At 49.9% G+C, this 15,703-nt stretch carries 14 protein-coding genes and 2 tRNA genes; 3 read left to right on the top strand and 13 right to left on the bottom strand.

The genetic code is table 11. The features are described from left to right. The coding region (locus Q8P05_00470) for a DNA methyltransferase (GenBank protein ID MDP2665965.1) at nucleotides 1-955 on the bottom strand (955 nt) is incomplete at its 3' end. A gap of 508 nt (nucleotides 956-1,463) precedes the next feature. Here Q8P05_00470 and Q8P05_00475 point away from each other — a divergent pair. Then, a complete protein-coding gene (locus tag Q8P05_00475; protein ID MDP2665966.1) occupies nucleotides 1,464-2,474 on the top strand; it encodes a transposase in 1,011 nt (336 codons plus the stop codon). Here Q8P05_00475 and Q8P05_00480 read toward each other — a convergent pair. The 3 genes from Q8P05_00480 to Q8P05_00490 are packed head-to-tail and all read right to left on the bottom strand — an operon-like array spanning nucleotide 2,471 to nucleotide 6,267. Then, nucleotides 2,471-3,511: a type II secretion system F family protein gene (locus Q8P05_00480; GenBank protein MDP2665967.1), complete on the bottom strand. Its 1,041-nt coding sequence runs from the start codon at nucleotides 3,509-3,511 to the stop codon at nucleotides 2,471-2,473. The genes Q8P05_00475 and Q8P05_00480 overlap by 4 nt on opposite strands. Continuing rightward, a complete protein-coding gene (locus Q8P05_00485; protein MDP2665968.1) occupies nucleotides 3,508-4,398 on the bottom strand; it encodes a type II secretion system F family protein in 891 nt (296 codons plus the stop codon). Before Q8P05_00485 ends, Q8P05_00480 begins: the two co-directional genes overlap by 4 nt. 9 nt (nucleotides 4,399-4,407) lie before the next feature. Beyond that, nucleotides 4,408-6,267 carry a type II/IV secretion system ATPase subunit gene (locus Q8P05_00490; GenBank protein MDP2665969.1) on the bottom strand — a complete coding sequence of 620 codons (1,860 nt, stop codon included), beginning with the start codon at nucleotides 6,265-6,267 and terminating at the stop codon, nucleotides 4,408-4,410. Between the two features lie 114 nt (nucleotides 6,268-6,381). Between Q8P05_00490 and Q8P05_00495 the strand changes: the two genes are divergently transcribed. Further along, nucleotides 6,382-6,464 (top strand) — tRNA-Ser (locus tag Q8P05_00495). A 501-nt stretch (nucleotides 6,465-6,965) separates the two neighbouring features. Here the strand turns inward: Q8P05_00495 and Q8P05_00500 are convergent. The 7 genes from Q8P05_00500 to Q8P05_00530 all read right to left on the bottom strand — a co-directional run bounded on the left by Q8P05_00500 (nucleotide 6,966) and on the right by Q8P05_00530 (nucleotide 14,518). Next, on the bottom strand, nucleotides 6,966-7,850 hold the full coding sequence (locus tag Q8P05_00500; protein ID MDP2665970.1) for a hypothetical protein: 885 nt from the start codon (nucleotides 7,848-7,850) through the stop codon (nucleotides 6,966-6,968). Then, complete coding sequence (locus Q8P05_00505) at nucleotides 7,835-8,275, bottom strand: hypothetical protein (GenBank protein ID MDP2665971.1); 441 nt, start codon at nucleotides 8,273-8,275, stop codon at nucleotides 7,835-7,837. Before Q8P05_00505 ends, Q8P05_00500 begins: the two co-directional genes overlap by 16 nt. Nucleotide 8,276: 1 nt before the next feature. Continuing rightward, entirely contained in the window at nucleotides 8,277-8,774 is a 498-nt protein-coding gene (locus Q8P05_00510) for a hypothetical protein (protein ID MDP2665972.1), read from the bottom strand. Beyond that, nucleotides 8,771-9,139 (bottom strand): hypothetical protein, encoded by a 369-nt coding sequence (locus Q8P05_00515; protein MDP2665973.1) that lies wholly within the window; start codon nucleotides 9,137-9,139, stop codon nucleotides 8,771-8,773. The genes Q8P05_00510 and Q8P05_00515 overlap by 4 nt, the downstream gene beginning before the upstream one ends. Before the next feature lie 39 nt (nucleotides 9,140-9,178). Beyond that, nucleotides 9,179-11,566 (bottom strand): hypothetical protein, encoded by a 2,388-nt coding sequence (locus tag Q8P05_00520; GenBank protein MDP2665974.1) that lies wholly within the window; start codon nucleotides 11,564-11,566, stop codon nucleotides 9,179-9,181. A 128-nt stretch (nucleotides 11,567-11,694) separates the two neighbouring features. Then, entirely contained in the window at nucleotides 11,695-14,046 is a 2,352-nt protein-coding gene (locus Q8P05_00525; GenBank protein MDP2665975.1) for a hypothetical protein, read from the bottom strand. 244 nt (nucleotides 14,047-14,290) lie between these two features. Further along, nucleotides 14,291-14,518: a hypothetical protein gene (locus Q8P05_00530; GenBank protein MDP2665976.1), complete on the bottom strand. Its 228-nt coding sequence runs from the start codon at nucleotides 14,516-14,518 to the stop codon at nucleotides 14,291-14,293. 123 nt (nucleotides 14,519-14,641) lie between these two features. Between Q8P05_00530 and Q8P05_00535 the strand changes: the two genes are divergently transcribed. Then, complete coding sequence (locus tag Q8P05_00535) at nucleotides 14,642-14,965, top strand: hypothetical protein (GenBank protein MDP2665977.1); 324 nt, start codon at nucleotides 14,642-14,644, stop codon at nucleotides 14,963-14,965. A 49-nt stretch (nucleotides 14,966-15,014) separates the two neighbouring features. Here the strand turns inward: Q8P05_00535 and Q8P05_00540 are convergent, their stop codons facing one another. After that, a complete protein-coding gene (locus Q8P05_00540) occupies nucleotides 15,015-15,497 on the bottom strand; it encodes a hypothetical protein (protein MDP2665978.1) in 483 nt (160 codons plus the stop codon). 60 nt (nucleotides 15,498-15,557) lie between these two features. Beyond that, nucleotides 15,558-15,641, bottom strand: a tRNA-Ser gene (locus Q8P05_00545). Nucleotides 15,642-15,703 lie beyond the last annotated feature (62 nt).

Here is a 15,703-nt window from a genome sequence, read left to right on the forward strand (position 1 = left end):
TATTGATGTCTAAAATTTCCGCAGCGAAACGGGTGATGTGTCTTGGTGTTAATACAATTCCGATTTCTTTTGCGCCATTTCCATATTTTAGGAAAACTTCATAGAATTTTCCAAGAACATCGTTTCCTGAATTCATCGCTGAACGAATATTTAGGTTTTCAAGCTCTTGAATAGTCTTTACAAGGGCGCTTTTGAATTTGATGTGATTGTCGGGACTTGGAGGTAGAGCGATTTTTATGCAATCGAAAAACTCAGGTTTTCTATTTCTTACCAAAATGTTTTGCGCTCTGCTGTTAATATCTTGAATTAGAACAATTGGGGCTGCATCAACATTTGGTCTGCTATCATCGACAAGAGCGAGTAGAAGTGCGGCCATCACTCTAGCTCTTTGATTTTTGTTAATTGCACCCAGATGCAGAATTTTGTTTATTTCTTCTGCTGTTTTAAGAAAAATTGTTTCATCAATTGGCAAGTCTGCAATTTCAGCAGTATTTCTTTCAAGCAATTCTTTACAAATAACGGGTGAAAGTAATCCTGATGCGATTTTTCCATTAATTTTAATTGGGACAAATTCATTTCCGACCAGAAATGCTGATTCAACGACATATCCTTCATCATCGTTTCCGGCAATTCCTGAAATAATTGGCGCTTTTACTGCTCGACTTTGATTAATTTGTTTTGCGTATGCTTTGGCCTCTGCAATCGCTTGCCCCAATTTGCTTTTGGATGATTTTGCCTCGATAACGTAATATTTGGATTCAGTTAGCTTAACGATGTTCTCTGGCCGGTCTTGAACAAGCCATTTTCGCAGTTCTCCATCTTCTAAACATTCATTTTGGGTGAATAGCTGTCCGCCTTGGACTCGTAAGGGGTTTCTGACAATCCACCCCAGATTTTTCAAGTGGTCTTTGATGAAACCGTATGCGTGAACTTCGCTTATTCGGGGATTAGGCATTGTTTTCACCCCTTTCTGTAGAATGTCTGTCCGTTTTGGTCTTTTTTATTTTGTATTTGCGCGGGCTATTCCAGTAAGGACTGCGACAACTTGGGCACGTCTTTGGCGGTTTGGCCCCCCTCGGTGGCCAAATATACTCACAACGGTTACACTTCCAAAACGTTCCTTTAACCTTGGGCATCGTTTGGAGGTAGGTTTCACTCATATTTAATCCTAACAGTATGTTGTTCCTCAATGTTTATAATTATATTGTTACTAACATATTGTTAGTATGTATATATCGAGTTGATGAACAATGAGTGTCCGAGAAAGTAAAGGAATAGAACTTGCGAAATCCTCGCTCATTGATGAGACGAAGGAAGGTTGAATAGTTTCAAGCCAATCAGACAATCGAAGATATTTTATCAAAAAGGATTTTTCGTGCAACTGCCTTGACCATCAAACTCGAAATGTGAAATGTAAGCACGCTTATGCTGTTGAATTCTTTTTACAAAAACCAGTTTCCAGAATGCAGTCAATAGTTCAACCTATCCGTGAACCGCGTAAAACTTATTCTCAAATTTGGCCTGCGTATAACAAAAGTCAAACGAGTGAAAAAGAGTTATTCTTGCAGTTGCTTGCAGACTTAACGAAAAGTGAAAGCGAGAAACATTTTGGAAGACCCAGTGCAAATATGGGAGAGATGGCATTCTGTTGTGTGTTGAAAGTCTATACTCATTTTTCGACTCGACGTGCAAACACTGACATAAAAGACGCTTTCCAGAAAGGATTAATCGGCACACCGTATCACTATAACACGATTATCAAATATTTTGATGAACCCGAACTTACCAAACTATTACAGAAGCTAATTTTTCTCTCTGCTTCTCCACTTACAACAGTTGAGAAAAAGTTTGCTATAGATAGTAGTGGATTTAGAACAACTCAGTTTAATGAATACGCGAAAGAGAAGCACGGAACGAAGAAAGAACATCAATGGGTCAAAGTCCACGTTTTATCTGGGACAAAAACGAATATCATTTGTGCGATTGATATTGGTGAGGAAAATAGTGGAGACAGTCCACGACTGATTCCTTTGACACAACAAACTTTGGATAATGGTTTCAAAATGGAAGAACTCTCCGGCGATAAAGCATATTCCAGTCGAGACAATCTCTCATTCTTGAATGATAATGGAGTAATGCCATTCATTCCTTTCAGAAAGAATATGACAGCTAACGCGAAAGGTGGAGGATATATTTGGAAGAAAATGTATCACTATTTTCATTACAACCAAGAGCAGTTTCTTCAGCATTATCACGCTCGCTCAAATGCAGAGTCTACTTTTCGTATGATTAAGGCAAAATTCAACGATACCATTCGTTCCAAGAAGAAAACGGCTCAAACCAATGAAATGCTCAGTAAAATCTTGTGTCACAATATCGTTGTGCTAATCCACGAAATGCACGAACTCGGCATTAAACCCGATTTTTGCACACAAAGTCCCTTCGATGCCCACAAAGACGACTTTAAAGGCTAGTTAATGGGCAAAGCCCATCCCACCAGGAGGCCGCCCAGCGCCCCCTGGGCGATAATAAAAATAATGATGGAAATGAGGAATATCCCCGGGGCCCAGCGCACCCCCAAAAGGGGTTTGCCTGACCCAATCATTCCCATGAACAAGGAACCCAGGATCGCATTACCAAAGAGCAGGATATAGGCCACGCTCACCAGGAAATCAGGGGTAATTCCAACCGTGCCCCCCAGAAAACCAACGGCCCCCGCATTGGCAGTGGCAAACGAGGCCTGTCCCTGAATCCGGGAGACCAGACGGATGAACTCCACGGCCACCGCCATGAGGAGGGGGGTGGCGATCATCATGACGAATCCGACGAAGATGACATAGGTTTTGGTGCTCGTCTGCAATTCCTTCTTCAACTCCTGGGATTGCCTTAATTCAGCCGAGGTGTTCTCGAGGAGCTGGGCCATCTTTCCCCCGCTTCGTACAGCCTGGAGAAAGAAACGGATGGTCTCATTCAAATTTTTGGATTTAATATTGGAGGTAATGCGCGACAAGGCCGAAGCAAATGAATTGACCCCCAACGAACGGGAAGTAACCGTCCTTATTTCCTGGGAGAGCGGACCGAATTCGGGGCGCGCACTGCTCTTGAACGCCGAAAAGCTCGTCATCCCCGCGCGCACATTTCCAGCGACCAAGAGGAGGAAGTCTGGAAGGATATCTTCCACCATCCTCCGGCGTTTCTCAACAAGATAATACAAGTGCCACACCCTCAATCCTAATCCTAACGCGAGACCGGTGATAATTCCTATGCCCGCACTCCATAGTGAAGTAATTTCCCCACCCGGGAGGAGGGTGGCCAACCAAGCGTTGAGGATACCCACCCCGAGATAAAACAGTATACCCCCGCCCAATCCCCCCAAAAAAACAATCAAAAGGGTTTTGGCCAACCACGCGTGCCCATCCTCCAAACCGCCTTGACGCGCAGCCTCAGCGACCCGCGTCTGCCATTTGTCAGGAAAAAGACGGACAATCCGGTAGGATAATGCGCGCATCATTCTTTGTACCCCGCGGGAATGCGCGTGCCGATGAAACCTATAAGGAGAACTTGGATGATAAAGGCAAACCCGATCGTCATGAAAATAGTATCATTTCCCACACTGGTGCCCCCAATAGAAGACAGGATGACCAGGAAGGTGATTCCTATCGTGGGAACGGCGGCGGCGATCAACAGGTAAATAAGGATCCACATGTTGAGTTCCGCCGCATAATCCTTGATGTGCCGCGACTGGAAATCGGAGAGGGATTGGGAAATGGCTTGTAATGCCGCGCTAACACTGCTTCCTGTTCGGATGGACGTCACCAGTTGCCACACCACTTTCTTCAAGAAATGGGAATCCGTGCGAAGGGCCAGCCTTTCCAACGCGGCCGCCTCGGTGACACCGGCATTGATCTCTTGCACCACGACTTCGAATTCTTCAGAAATATGACCATACCCCGCTCGCGCGACATTGGACATGGCATCATACAACCCCACCCCCGAATTCACCTGGATGAGTAAACTCTTGAGGGCATAGGTCAAACTTTGATCCACCTCCACCGCATTCTTCTGGGCTAACAACCGGGGATAAATCAGATGCAACCCCAACGCCGACATCCCCGCTACAACTCCGGCAACCACTCCCAATTTGATCCCATTTTCCAACCCCCCATCCGGGGAAATGAAACCAACTCCCAAAAATAGGAGGCCTAATACCAATGCGTACAATCCGGCTGAAACGAACGCGGCCGCGAGATACGCCTCAGGAGTGATGCGCAAATGGGCATAGCGTAATGAATCCTCCAAAAAACGAAAAATGCGCAAAAAAGGTCGCGCCGCTCCGGTAACGCGGGAAGGGAGCTTATTCGCCTGCTCCATGGTCAACAGCATAAACCGGACACGCATACTATTTATTCACCCCAAACCCAGGGAGGGGTCCATGTCCTGGCGCGCGGCTTCCTTCACCTTATCGGGATCCGCATAGAAGACCTGCATCACTTTTCCCACTTGGGAAATATCCCCCCATTTCCGGCGGACCAACCATTCCAATATCATCATCCGATCCTCCACTTCATCCTTGATCTCCCGCTCGGAGAGGCCGGTGTGCATATTCAGCTTCTGGATCAACCGCACGGGCTCCGCCACTTTCTCCCACACGTCCTCGCGCGCGGTCCACCTAAACACCTCATTGGTTCCCACGGAAGCCGTGCCCGTGCCCCCTTCTATCTCGGCAATCTCATAGACCCGGCGCTGATTGGATTTGCGATCGCGGTATTGGACGATAATCAAATCAATCGCTTCCACCTCCACCGCTGGCACATTCAAAGGGGGCTCGATGAGCCGGCGCAACACCTGACGCGCAGAATCCGCGTGGATGGTGGCATACACACTATGCCCCGTATGCATGGCCTCAAACAATGTTTCCGCCTCCTCCTGCGTGCGCATCTCCCCCATAACTAATCTGTCTGGTCGCATGCGCAATGACGACACTAATAGGTCGAGCATGGACACCTCCCCCGTGCCTTCCGGGTTGGGATTGCGCGTGGTCAAGGGCACCCAATTCCACCGCATGTGCTCGGGGAGATTCAATTCCCTGACATCTTCGATAGTAATGATGCGCTGGTGCGCAGGGATGAAGGCAAGTAAGGCATTCAGGGCACTCGTTTTCCCGGAAGCCGTCGAGCCCGCGATGAGAATAGAGAGCTCATACTGCATCGCCAGCCATACCCACGCGGCCATCTCGGTGGACATCGTCTTGTCTTCCCCGATGAAATTAATAATTGTCCATGGTTTTCGCGAGAAGCGGCGAATAGTCAACGTGTTCCCATTGGAAGAAATAGGAAATAGGGTCGCATTCACCCGATCACCCGAGAGCAGGTGGGCATCCAGGATGGGATTCAAATTAGTAATTTCCCGACCCACCTTTCTTCCTATTTGAGCGGAGAGATTCTGGATATGTTCCTCATTCTGCATTATTAAATTAGTTTTCATCCACCCATACTTGAGATGGTATACCGTTACCGGGGATTTGGCGGAGTTGATGGCGATCTCCTCCAGGTTATCATCGGCCCCTAAAATCTCCAATTCCCCCAATCCATAGAGGTTGTGCAACAACTGCCCGGCCATGGATCCCACTAATTCCTTTCCGAATCCAGGGAGGCGCTTGGCCAATTCTTGTTTGGCAATTTTTCCAAATTGGTGCTTGAGATTTTGGGCCTGCTGCACATCCGACAAATCGATGGCTTCAATGGGGATGGCGGCGGCCACGCTATCCCTCAATTCTTCCAACAAGAGTTGGGTATAAGGACCAAACGTCTGGACCTGCAATGAGTAAAACGGCCGGTTGTCCCCCACCGCATGGATTATGTTTACCCTGGCTGGAACCTCGTCCGCGGAGAACGCATACTCCTCCATCACTTCTCCTGCGGGAGGGGGGAGGATATTATCTTCTAATGCCTTTTCCAACGTCACTTTAGGGGATTGGATGAGCGACGCGGGATACGCCAACTTCACGATCTCCCGCCGCTCGAACATCTTCAATACCCTTTCTAAGTCTTCGGTTTTCCACCGCGCCTCCCGGGCCAACTGGGACAATAACACCTCTCGCTTTCCCTGGAGGAGGCGCATGACGGCATCAATCAACAAGGGTCCTTCTCCCGTTTCCACTTGGAAGGATGCTGCCCTGGTCTCCGGAGGGGCTTCCTCCGGGGAAATAGTATGGGGATACGTGATGGCATCCGCCGATTCCAGCTTCACGGGGGGAATATCCGGCATACGGGGGGAAACCGAATGAACCTTATATAGGATAACCATTCCTCCGGCAAGCGCCTGCTTTTTATGGGTACCATCCCCCATCATGCTAAATCCAAACGCGGCCCATTCACCCCAGCAGGGATGGCAGAGCGGTCAAATGCGCCGGCCTTGAGAGCCGGAGCCGAAAGGCTACGGGAGTTCGAATCTCCCTCCCTGCGCTCGCTTTCGATCGAGCGCCCCGATGTTAGGGGTACTGCCACCGCAGTACCCCAGACGCTTTTTCGCCAACCTTTTTCTAAAAGGTTGGTTCTGAATCTCCCTCCCTGCGTGGCCCGTTCCGTCGGGCCGCTGCGGGGTTAGGGCTCCTTGCAGGAGCCCAGACAAATCGTGAAGTATTTTTTCGCCAACCTTTTTCTAAAAGGTTGGTTCTGAATCTCCCTCCCTGCGTGGCCATTAGCATAGGCCGCTCGCTCCCGGGGTATTGCGCGGCAATACCCCTTAAGAAAAGATTTTTCGCCAACCTTTTTCTAAAAGGTTGGTTCTGAATCTCTCTCCCTACACTCGCTTTCGATCGAGCGCTCCAAAATAGAGGGGTCGCTTCGCGGTCCTTCGGTTGATAAAGACTTCATCAATTGTTACGAAATAATTTTTGGCTGCTCGTTCGCGGAGTACATTTAGTCAATGTCTCTTGAGACAGGGTGATGATTTTTTTTTTTAAACTACCCCGCCACCCAAATGGTATTCGTGTCCACATTGGCATCGATACCCCGGATGGTGAGGTTGAGATCGTATCCTCCGCGGGTGCCATTGATGTCGTTCAGCATGTCCCAGCGCACCGCGTACTTCACTTTGGCTACTGAGGGGTTGGCGAGGATCATCTGATAGGTGCCCTCCCCTTCTCCCGAGAGGAAACGGATGGAAAACGTATCGTTCCCCCCCATCGGGGGAGAATAGGTCCAGCTCGCGGTGTAGGACAAATCATAATCCAGGTCATAGATCTCGGTTACGGTTTGAGAAGCATTGGTGTCCCGGTAATGCAGATAGACCCGCACGTCGGCATCCCCTTCCTCCCCCACCGAGAGAGGAGTGTACGTCCCCGCATTCCGGTCCGCAATCGCATTGATATCAAGGATGAGGGGATGTGTTCTTTCATTCGAAGCCAAAAGGATGAGCGTATTAGTGTCAAGGGATTGCTTCCATACCAATCCTGTGTCGGTCCGCCCGGTGAGGTTGCCATCGGTCAATGTCTGAGTGAGACCTAAAGATATGAGCAGGTTTTGGTCCTCTCCAAAAGTAGTGAGGCGGCTCGAATATGCCTGGAGATTCCCATTCAAATCTAATGGAGAGGGAATAAATCCATTCATGAAAAGAGACGCATGGGTATCATTCTGGTCGATCCGGAGATGCTGATCTAAAAGGGAATTGAAATCCAAGGAAATATCCTGGGCCACTCGAAGCGGCCGAAGAAGCGTCCACCCCTCACTTCGATCCACTTGCAACCCAAAAAAATGGGTGGCCATGAGCTGGGCGAATAGGAGAAGGAAGAGCGCCAGGACAAAGGTGGCGAAACTCAGGACAAATCCTTTGTTCATCCGGATGGCCATGCCGTCACCTCCACCACCCAAAAATTAGCATCCGGGGGAGTAGGGACGATGAATCCATGACGCACGCGCTCCACCCCCGCGGTCTGGAGCACGCACCCGGTTTTGGTGACGATGAACGCGGCGATATTCGAATCCGGAGAAGAGAACACCTGCACACTCCCGCACAATGTGGCGGGCCACGCGTCGATAACCGAACGAATAGGAGTTGTATTGTCGAGGATAACCCCCTCCTGGAGCAATTGTCCCTGTTCCAAAGCAAACGCCGCTCGGGTGACCAATTCACGTAAAACGGTTTGGTTCTCCAATCCAGTGCCCGGGGTATTTATAGTTTCAAACGCCAGCCCCACTAACGCGAAAAGGATGGCGAGCGCCAGCAGCGCATCGGTGGCGATGACGAATCCATTTTGAGACCAAAGCAATACCATATTACTCCCCCCACACCTGGAGGATGGCCACCACGTTCTCGCCCGCATACACGGTGGGAATGACAATCACATTCACCTGGTTCACATCCACGGGGGCGGTGCCGGCCTGGGAGAGGGTTTGACGGTTGGTATCCTGCAAAGTAATGTAGAAGTTAACATCGGGGATACGCAGGGCCGTTTTGAGGCTGGGGTAATCATCCCCATTCCAATCCCGCAAGGCCGCCCATTTGGAGGAGGAAATTTGCATGCCATTCTCGATCAACCCCACACTCGTAATACCATTCCGGTCAGACAGATGATCCCAATACACCGGGTTCCCGGGGCTTCCGAATAAGGCCTGCGCGACTCCCTCTGCCCGACGCGCGGATTGAAACCTAAGGATTTGATCCACGGCCTGCTGTTCCAATTGGGATGAGAGCAAGGCGATCATGGTCAAGGCGAATAGAAAGATGGTGATGGCGAGGAGGGCGTCCGAACTATACAATTGTCCTTTTCTCATGAGGATCCCCTCATCCAGAAATACCCATATTCATCCTTTCCCGCCTCGAAAAAGTTTCCATCGGCGATTCCTGTTCCAAGCCATGTAGTATCCATCACGGGAGCAGAAGCATACGCCCGGGTACTCCGTACCTCCACCACTCCATTCTGCACGATAATGGTTTGAGGTTCAAGCGAGGGAGGAAGAAACACTCGCACCTCACTCCCGGGCGGACCTAACCCTATTCCATTCACGGTAAGCGCCACCTCCTGAGCGGCCCTCTGGGCCTCATGCTGTATTTGGAGGGCATCGATGGAGATGATTTGCTGGCCGAATAATGAAATAGCAATCCCGAGGATGATGAGGAGTAAAGGAAGAACGAGCATGATCTCAATAGTGGCTTGCGCCTTCCGAAGAGGAGGGATTCAGACCCCTCCCAATGAAATATGCTGGTCGAAAATCGCATTCATATCCGAAAACCCTTGGAATAAATCCAGATGAAGTCGCGTGGGGGAAGGGATATGGACTGCGTTTCCATCATAGCGGTAATTCGAATTGATGATGGTGGTAGAGAGGAGATTGATGCCTAACGAAAATGGATAACTAGGATCTCCCACATAATTGGGCGCCGAACCTGGCACGCCCGGGGTGTTTGCCACCGGATACCACACTCTCACGTCCCGCAGGCGCGTGCTGTTAAAGCCGAGGGTGACAATGTACGTATTATTGGCATTCGTGTCATCGGCAATACGGAGATGCACATTCTTGTCTCCGCTTGATGAAACGAATTTGGTGAGGAGAAATTGGTTCACATCTGGCATGGATAAGGGAGGGGTGCCCGCATAGGTTCGAGCGAAAGGGATGATGTCAAAATCTCCCAGGGAATACCTGAAAGTATTTCGCGGCCGCGCCACGGGGGAGTTGGAAAAGCCACTATTGTTATCCGCCTCATCCAAGAAGACGAGAGAGAAATAATAGTCCAATCCCGCATTGAGATCTGTTACCAGTATTGTCCCCGCGGATCCCCCCTGGAGAAAAGGGCCATTGAATGAAAAACTGTTGGCGGCATCGAATTGAGCTGGGGTGGCGATGGAGGTGGGGGAATATTTCACGACAGCACTGGAAACAGTCCCCGAGTAATTATCATCCCCCGGATACGTGAATCGGAGGAGTACCGATTCGGCGTCCGAACCGGATTCGGCGGTGAAATTGAGCACGCTTCCCGGAGGCGTAATATCTTGCGCGCACCCGGATCCCAATATTGTTCCCGTGTATTGGGTGCCATCCCCAAATGAAACAACAGGTTGAAACTGCTCATTCTCATCCGAGATGACCGAACTGAAGAGTATCTCATTGTCTGAAAGAACACCGGATGCGGAGAGAGTGACATCGCTCACGTCCAATTCATCCCCATCTCCTCCACTTCCCGAAAAGACAGTGTTGCCGTCGATGACCAGGGTATTCACCACCCCCCTCTCAGTATCGCAGTTCCACCACCGCTGAAGGATAATCGAGGAGATGACTAGGGGTTGGCTGCCCGTGTTACGAAGGGTAAACCCATCCACGATAGATTCTTCCGCGGTGGCCCCGCTCCAATCCCACTGAAAATAGGCGCTTCCCCCATTAACTTGGACTTCCACCCCCAGGATGAGGTGGTTGGCTCCCGTGAAATCAGTGATCGAAACGCTCCCCGTATACAACCCCAAATCAGTTCCACCGGGTACCGTCACCTCCACGTTTACATTTTGGCACGATTGGGCCGAAAGAGATGATATGATGGAAATGGGCGTAATCCAGTCACCCGCGTTCCCGGAGGAGGGGGTGAAGGATAAGTTGGTGAGGGGAGTTTGGCCCACGTTGCAAAGCTGGAGGGTCAGGGAATTGGTATCTGCTCCCAGGGTAGAAAAACGCAAAACGGAAGGAACAGACGTGAGCAACCCCTGCGTATTGGGAAACACCTCCACATTCACTGGAATAGTTATTGATTCCGGGGTGCCGCTGATGTCCGCATTCATGGTAAGATACCCCACGTAATTCCCAATGGCAGTGGATTCCGAATAAAAATTCAGGTCCACGTTTTGGGATTCCCCCGGAGAGAGGGTAAAGACCGAAGGTCCAATGGATGCATCCACTAATGTATGGTCCCACGTCCACACCAATACTGTATCCGCATCCTGCGTCCCCGTGTTTGAAAAAACCACCCGCGCACTGGCATTGGCATCCCGGGGCATCGCCACATACACGCTATCCACATCACTCGTCACTGTTGAGAGGCTGATGAGAACGGAATCCGCATCAGACACTAACCGAAAACGGACTAACCCGGGTTGGCTTGGAATCGTCCCGCGCAGGGAAGGAATGGCTGTCCCTGCGATTTGGAAATCATACACCTGGAGGATGATGGATCGTCCTTCCAAACGTGAACGGGACGAATCAACCCCCCGCGGCCAGGGGATGATAATATCACGTGTATTCCCGGGCCCCAAAGAATATACCTCATCGATTTCCCGGATTAACCGTTGCACCCCCTCCTGACCTAACCGAATGGCATGCTGTTTTTCCACTCGGGAAACCTGGTTCACCGTAAAATCCACGAGCGCCGCCAGCAACACCAATGAGATGGCGAGCACGATCAATAATTCCACGCTGCTCTGCCCGGCCGTTTTCGTCCGGCCGCCCCGAGGGACGAGGGAGGTCTTTGACCTCCCAGCAGCCAAAACGATTGGTTTCCTTCCGATGCACGCTCTCGATCGTGCGCTCCGATGGATGAGGGGGATTTTCAATCCCCCGGCGGCCGAATCAATGGGTTTCATTCCAAAGCACGCTTTCGATCGGTCAAATCGACTTCGATATTTTTTACGAAAAGGATGATTACTTTTGATTGAGCGCTTCAAGGGTCGAAGAGGATTTTCTACCCCCTGACGGCCATGACTTCTATTTGTCATACGTCACTTCCCCCAGTATCATAAGGGTCGGTCCCCTCGGTCATATTATGGCTCATGTTGAAGTCAATTATCCCCAAAACTACATCCAAATACAGGTCATTAGGCACCCCCATTCCCACACGGATGCCATTATATCTCCGATTAGAAGGAAATTCGATGGAGTCGATGAGATCTACCCCGCCCGATATCGGGAGGGACTTGGCAGTGTCATAATTAGCGCTAGTGGACAGATAATTGGCCGGTGCCGGGTACCAAAAACGGACGCGGTTGATGTCAGTCGCATTCATGTCCACGGCAGCGGCCCATACATTTCCGGTGTTCACATCTTCCACTATGCGGAAGGCGATCCGGGCAAAAGTTACGGCGTCCCCTAATTGGATTTGATGAAGGCGCATTTTATTGACATCACTAATCCCAACAGGAGTGGAACTCCCAGGATAGGAACTAGCGAAATAGCTGAAATTGAAATCCCCTCCCGTGAAACGGTATTCGTTCCATGGGCGTTGCTTGGGGGAATTGGATAACCCACTCATGTTTCCATTCTCGTCCTCAAAGCGGATGGACCAATAACGTGAAAGTCCGGCCATCTGATCGGCGACCACGAAAGAGCCAGCGGTTCCTCCTGCTGGGAGGGGAAGGGGGCCGGGCCATGTCAGAGTAGTGGCTCCGTTCCAATCCACCTCCGAATCAATTACTGCCTCACTCTTCTTGAGGGTAGCATACACGGCATTCCCAGTGTAGTTGTCGTCCCCCGGATAAGTGAAAGTAATGGCCACGGTGCCCGGCTCCGCACCGGGAACCACTATCAAATCCGTCACCGTGGCGGGAGGCGTTACATCACCTGTGCATCCCGGACCAAAGGACGCGCTCGTGTATTCCGACCCATCTGAAAAGGTGACTACCGCGCGGAAAGTCTCATTATCATCCTGGATGTTATCGTTGAAAACCAAGGTGTTATCCGAATAGGAGGTCAGCACGGGCAGGGTAACATCTGAAGTATCAGCTGTGTTTCCGTCCTGGAGGCTTCCTGAGAAGATAACCCCCCCATCCACTTCCATCTGTTCCCAATAGGAATGGGAAAGATCGCATTGCCACCAATCCTGCAATTTGACATGGGTGAAGGTGATGGGTTTCCCGCCTCGATTAGTCAATGTATAACCCGTAATGGCATTCACCGTTTTTCCCCCCGTGGTCCAATCCCAATCGAAGAAGGCGCTCATTCCCAATACGGAGAGAGCGACCGGAATAGTCAAGGTATGGCTGCCCGTGAAATCGGAGAGGAAAAGCGACCCATAGTAGGTGCCCAACCCCGCGTCAGGGACGTGGGCCACAAGGTCAAAATTGGTGCAGGATTGGGCACTCAAAACAGGGAGGGTGGGTAGGCCCTCCAACCAATCTCCTGGGTCCCCAGAGGAAGGGGTGAAGGTGAGGGATTGGATGTCCGAATCCCCCACATTGCATAATTGGATGGCGACGCTATTGGTATCCGCGCCGAAGGTGCTCATCTCCACCGAAGCAGGAAAAGCCACGAGAGGGGAGCCCTGGCCCACGAGAACGCTGGTGCTCAGAGGGAGGCGCAGCGTCTCGGTGTTTCCTGGAAAAGTCGCGGTAATTGAAAGCATCCCCGTATAGGTCCCCACGGCCGTGGCCCCACTTGAAAAATTGACGTCGAAGGGAAACGTGGCATTCCCTAGGATGGTTCCTCCTGAAGGAAAAACGATCCCATTCATGTCCACGTGATTAAAATCCATGGCCATAACCAGGGAAGCATCCTCGTCCGACGAATTAGTTAGGGTTACACGTACGCTCGCATCCTCATTCCGGAGCAACGTCACATGGACCCGAGAAGGGTCCCCCGTTAATCGGGCGTCCCCCAAAAGGACATATCCCTCAAACGCTTTCACTCGGAAGAACTGATTGCCCGAATGGGAAGGGAGGGAACCCGCGAGAAAAGGAATGGTTTCCCGTGCGATCTGGGAATCATACACTTGCACCACTATCGCATGATTTCCAACATACGTGTCAGAAGCATTAACCCCCTCCGGCCACACTAATTGGATTTGGCGCGTGGCCCCCGGGCCTTGGGCATACACCTCTTCTACCGCTCGGGCGATGTTTTCCAATGCTAACTCTCCTGTCTTTATATCGCGCTGTTTCTGGAGCGCGCTGATCTGGTCGGCCGTGAACGCCACGAGCACCGCGAGGATGACCAACCCCGCCGCGAAAAGGACAAGGACTTCTACGCTGCTCTGCCCGCACGCTCTCGATCGTGCGCTCCGATGGACGAGGGGATTCTTCGAATCCCCGGCGGCCGCCATTGCTGATTTCAATCGTGCGTCCGCGTCCATGGGCTGACAACCCATCCCGGGCTTAAATAGGTTTATTCCGAACTTTTTAGAAAAGAACCCTTTTGAAAAGGGTTCATCGAAATTTTGATCAAACTTTTTCCAAAAGTTTGAAGTTCGATCAAAAAGGTAATACCTCGCCCTTCAGGACGACATGCGTCCCTCCATAGTGGCGAGCACAAGTAGCGAGAGTGGATGACGTTTCCTAACCGTTGGATACCCCGGCTTTTAGGCCCCCAAGAGGGTGTCATTCCTCGATGGGCATGGCGCGGATAAGGTGCTTGGAGCGTGCATACGCCCACAATATTCCCACGAGCGAAGCCGTGGCGATGAGATAATACACCAGCGCATCCAACAGCTGGCGATTCAACTGGGAGAGAATTCCCTCAATCAGGGTGAAGGCGAACACCACCAATAGTACGAGCGAGCTCGTGAGGAGGAGGGTAACCTTCACCGTATCCATGATCTCGGACATGCCATGAAAGAAAAAATCCGAGTATAAAAGGGTTCCTCGGTTTGGCTCTGTCGTAATGTTGTCTGGTAAGGGTTAGGTGTCGTATTCGTTAGTATTAAAGAGCAGAGTCTCTTTTTTTGAATTATGGGTTTTTTTCAAAAACTTGGGAAAACTATTAATGTAATACTAAAACGCGAATTTTCTTCTGCCTACATTAGAAAAAGCAGAGAGGATTGGAGTGGAATATATCATGGGGAAGTGAGTCAGGGAAAAAATAAAGGGTGGAGTGGACTAATATATTTCGCTATGCAAAAAGGCAGCTTTGCGGTCGGACCACTGCCAGCTTTTTATCGTGGAAGAAAAATAAAACATTGGGTTAGAGTTGATGATGATGAAACGAACCCACATCGTCCAATTTTTTATAAACAAAAAAGAAGAAATCGAAGGCTCCGACACACAAAACATTAGATACTTTTTTCTATGAGATTTTTCCATTTGTTTCTTTTCAATCCTAAATTTATTTTGGTCTTGATCTTTTTCTCCTGGCAAGACCAGCTCTGTTAGGTTTTTCATAACGAGTGTCAAACCCAGATGGAAGGTAAACACGTTCAGGTTGTAGCTTCGGTAAATGAGCACTATCGAGTTGCATCACCCCTCTCCCTATTATTTTTTTGAAAGGAAAAAGAATACGTTTCCCGCTTTTAGTTATGAACTTTCCTGGGGGCTGAAATCCAAATTTTCTAAGTGAAGTCATTGTTTTGGCAATGGCATCATTGTGTTGTTCGGTGGTGGTAACGTTTAGTGGAATTTTATTTAACTCCTTCAATCGTTCTCTTTCTATAGCATAAATTTGTTCATATGGAAAATTGAAACGTTTATAGAAAAAAGGGGCAATGGTAAGCATTCGTGTAACAGGGCCATTTCTATCTATGAGCTTCTGCCATCTTAAAAGTTCAATAAAATCCCAAATAGATGAAATGGATCTCTTCTTTTCAGGCATATTAACAGCTAACTTACCAAGTTTAATAACATTTCGAAATATCTGAACTGATTATACTAGCGCAGGGAACGAGATTCGAACTCGTGCCTCCGTGAGGAGACCGGCTTTCCAGACCGGCGCGTTAGACCACTCCGCCATCCCTGCCTGATTTGGAGAATGGATGCCATCTCCAGGTCTACCAAACCGTGCAGGCGTACGCATAAAAA

It is taken from the genome of Candidatus Diapherotrites archaeon, from assembly GCA_030688545.1.
Taxonomy (GTDB): Archaea; Iainarchaeota; Iainarchaeia; order Iainarchaeales; family VGJJ01; genus VGJJ01.

Excerpts from the sequence above, each read along its gene's own strand:
- Q8P05_00475 (MDP2665966.1), top strand. The coding sequence starts at position 1,464 with ATGCAGTCAATAGTTCAACCTATCCGTGAACCGCGTAAAACTTATTCT.
- Q8P05_00480 (MDP2665967.1), bottom strand. The coding sequence starts at position 3,511 with ATGATGCGCGCATTATCCTACCGGATTGTCCGTCTTTTTCCTGACAAA.
- Q8P05_00485 (MDP2665968.1), bottom strand. The coding sequence starts at position 4,398 with ATGCGTGTCCGGTTTATGCTGTTGACCATGGAGCAGGCGAATAAGCTC.
- Q8P05_00490 (MDP2665969.1), bottom strand. The coding sequence starts at position 6,267 with ATGCCGGATATTCCCCCCGTGAAGCTGGAATCGGCGGATGCCATCACG.
- Q8P05_00500 (MDP2665970.1), bottom strand. The coding sequence starts at position 7,850 with ATGGCCATCCGGATGAACAAAGGATTTGTCCTGAGTTTCGCCACCTTT.
- Q8P05_00505 (MDP2665971.1), bottom strand. The coding sequence starts at position 8,275 with ATGGTATTGCTTTGGTCTCAAAATGGATTCGTCATCGCCACCGATGCG.
- Q8P05_00510 (MDP2665972.1), bottom strand. The coding sequence starts at position 8,774 with ATGAGAAAAGGACAATTGTATAGTTCGGACGCCCTCCTCGCCATCACC.
- Q8P05_00515 (MDP2665973.1), bottom strand. The coding sequence starts at position 9,139 with ATGCTCGTTCTTCCTTTACTCCTCATCATCCTCGGGATTGCTATTTCA.
- Q8P05_00520 (MDP2665974.1), bottom strand. The coding sequence starts at position 11,566 with ATGAAACCCATTGATTCGGCCGCCGGGGGATTGAAAATCCCCCTCATC.
- Q8P05_00525 (MDP2665975.1), bottom strand. The coding sequence starts at position 14,046 with ATGGACGCGGACGCACGATTGAAATCAGCAATGGCGGCCGCCGGGGAT.
- Q8P05_00530 (MDP2665976.1), bottom strand. The coding sequence starts at position 14,518 with ATGTCCGAGATCATGGATACGGTGAAGGTTACCCTCCTCCTCACGAGC.
- Q8P05_00535 (MDP2665977.1), top strand. The coding sequence starts at position 14,642 with ATGGGTTTTTTTCAAAAACTTGGGAAAACTATTAATGTAATACTAAAA.
- Q8P05_00540 (MDP2665978.1), bottom strand. The coding sequence starts at position 15,497 with ATGCCTGAAAAGAAGAGATCCATTTCATCTATTTGGGATTTTATTGAA.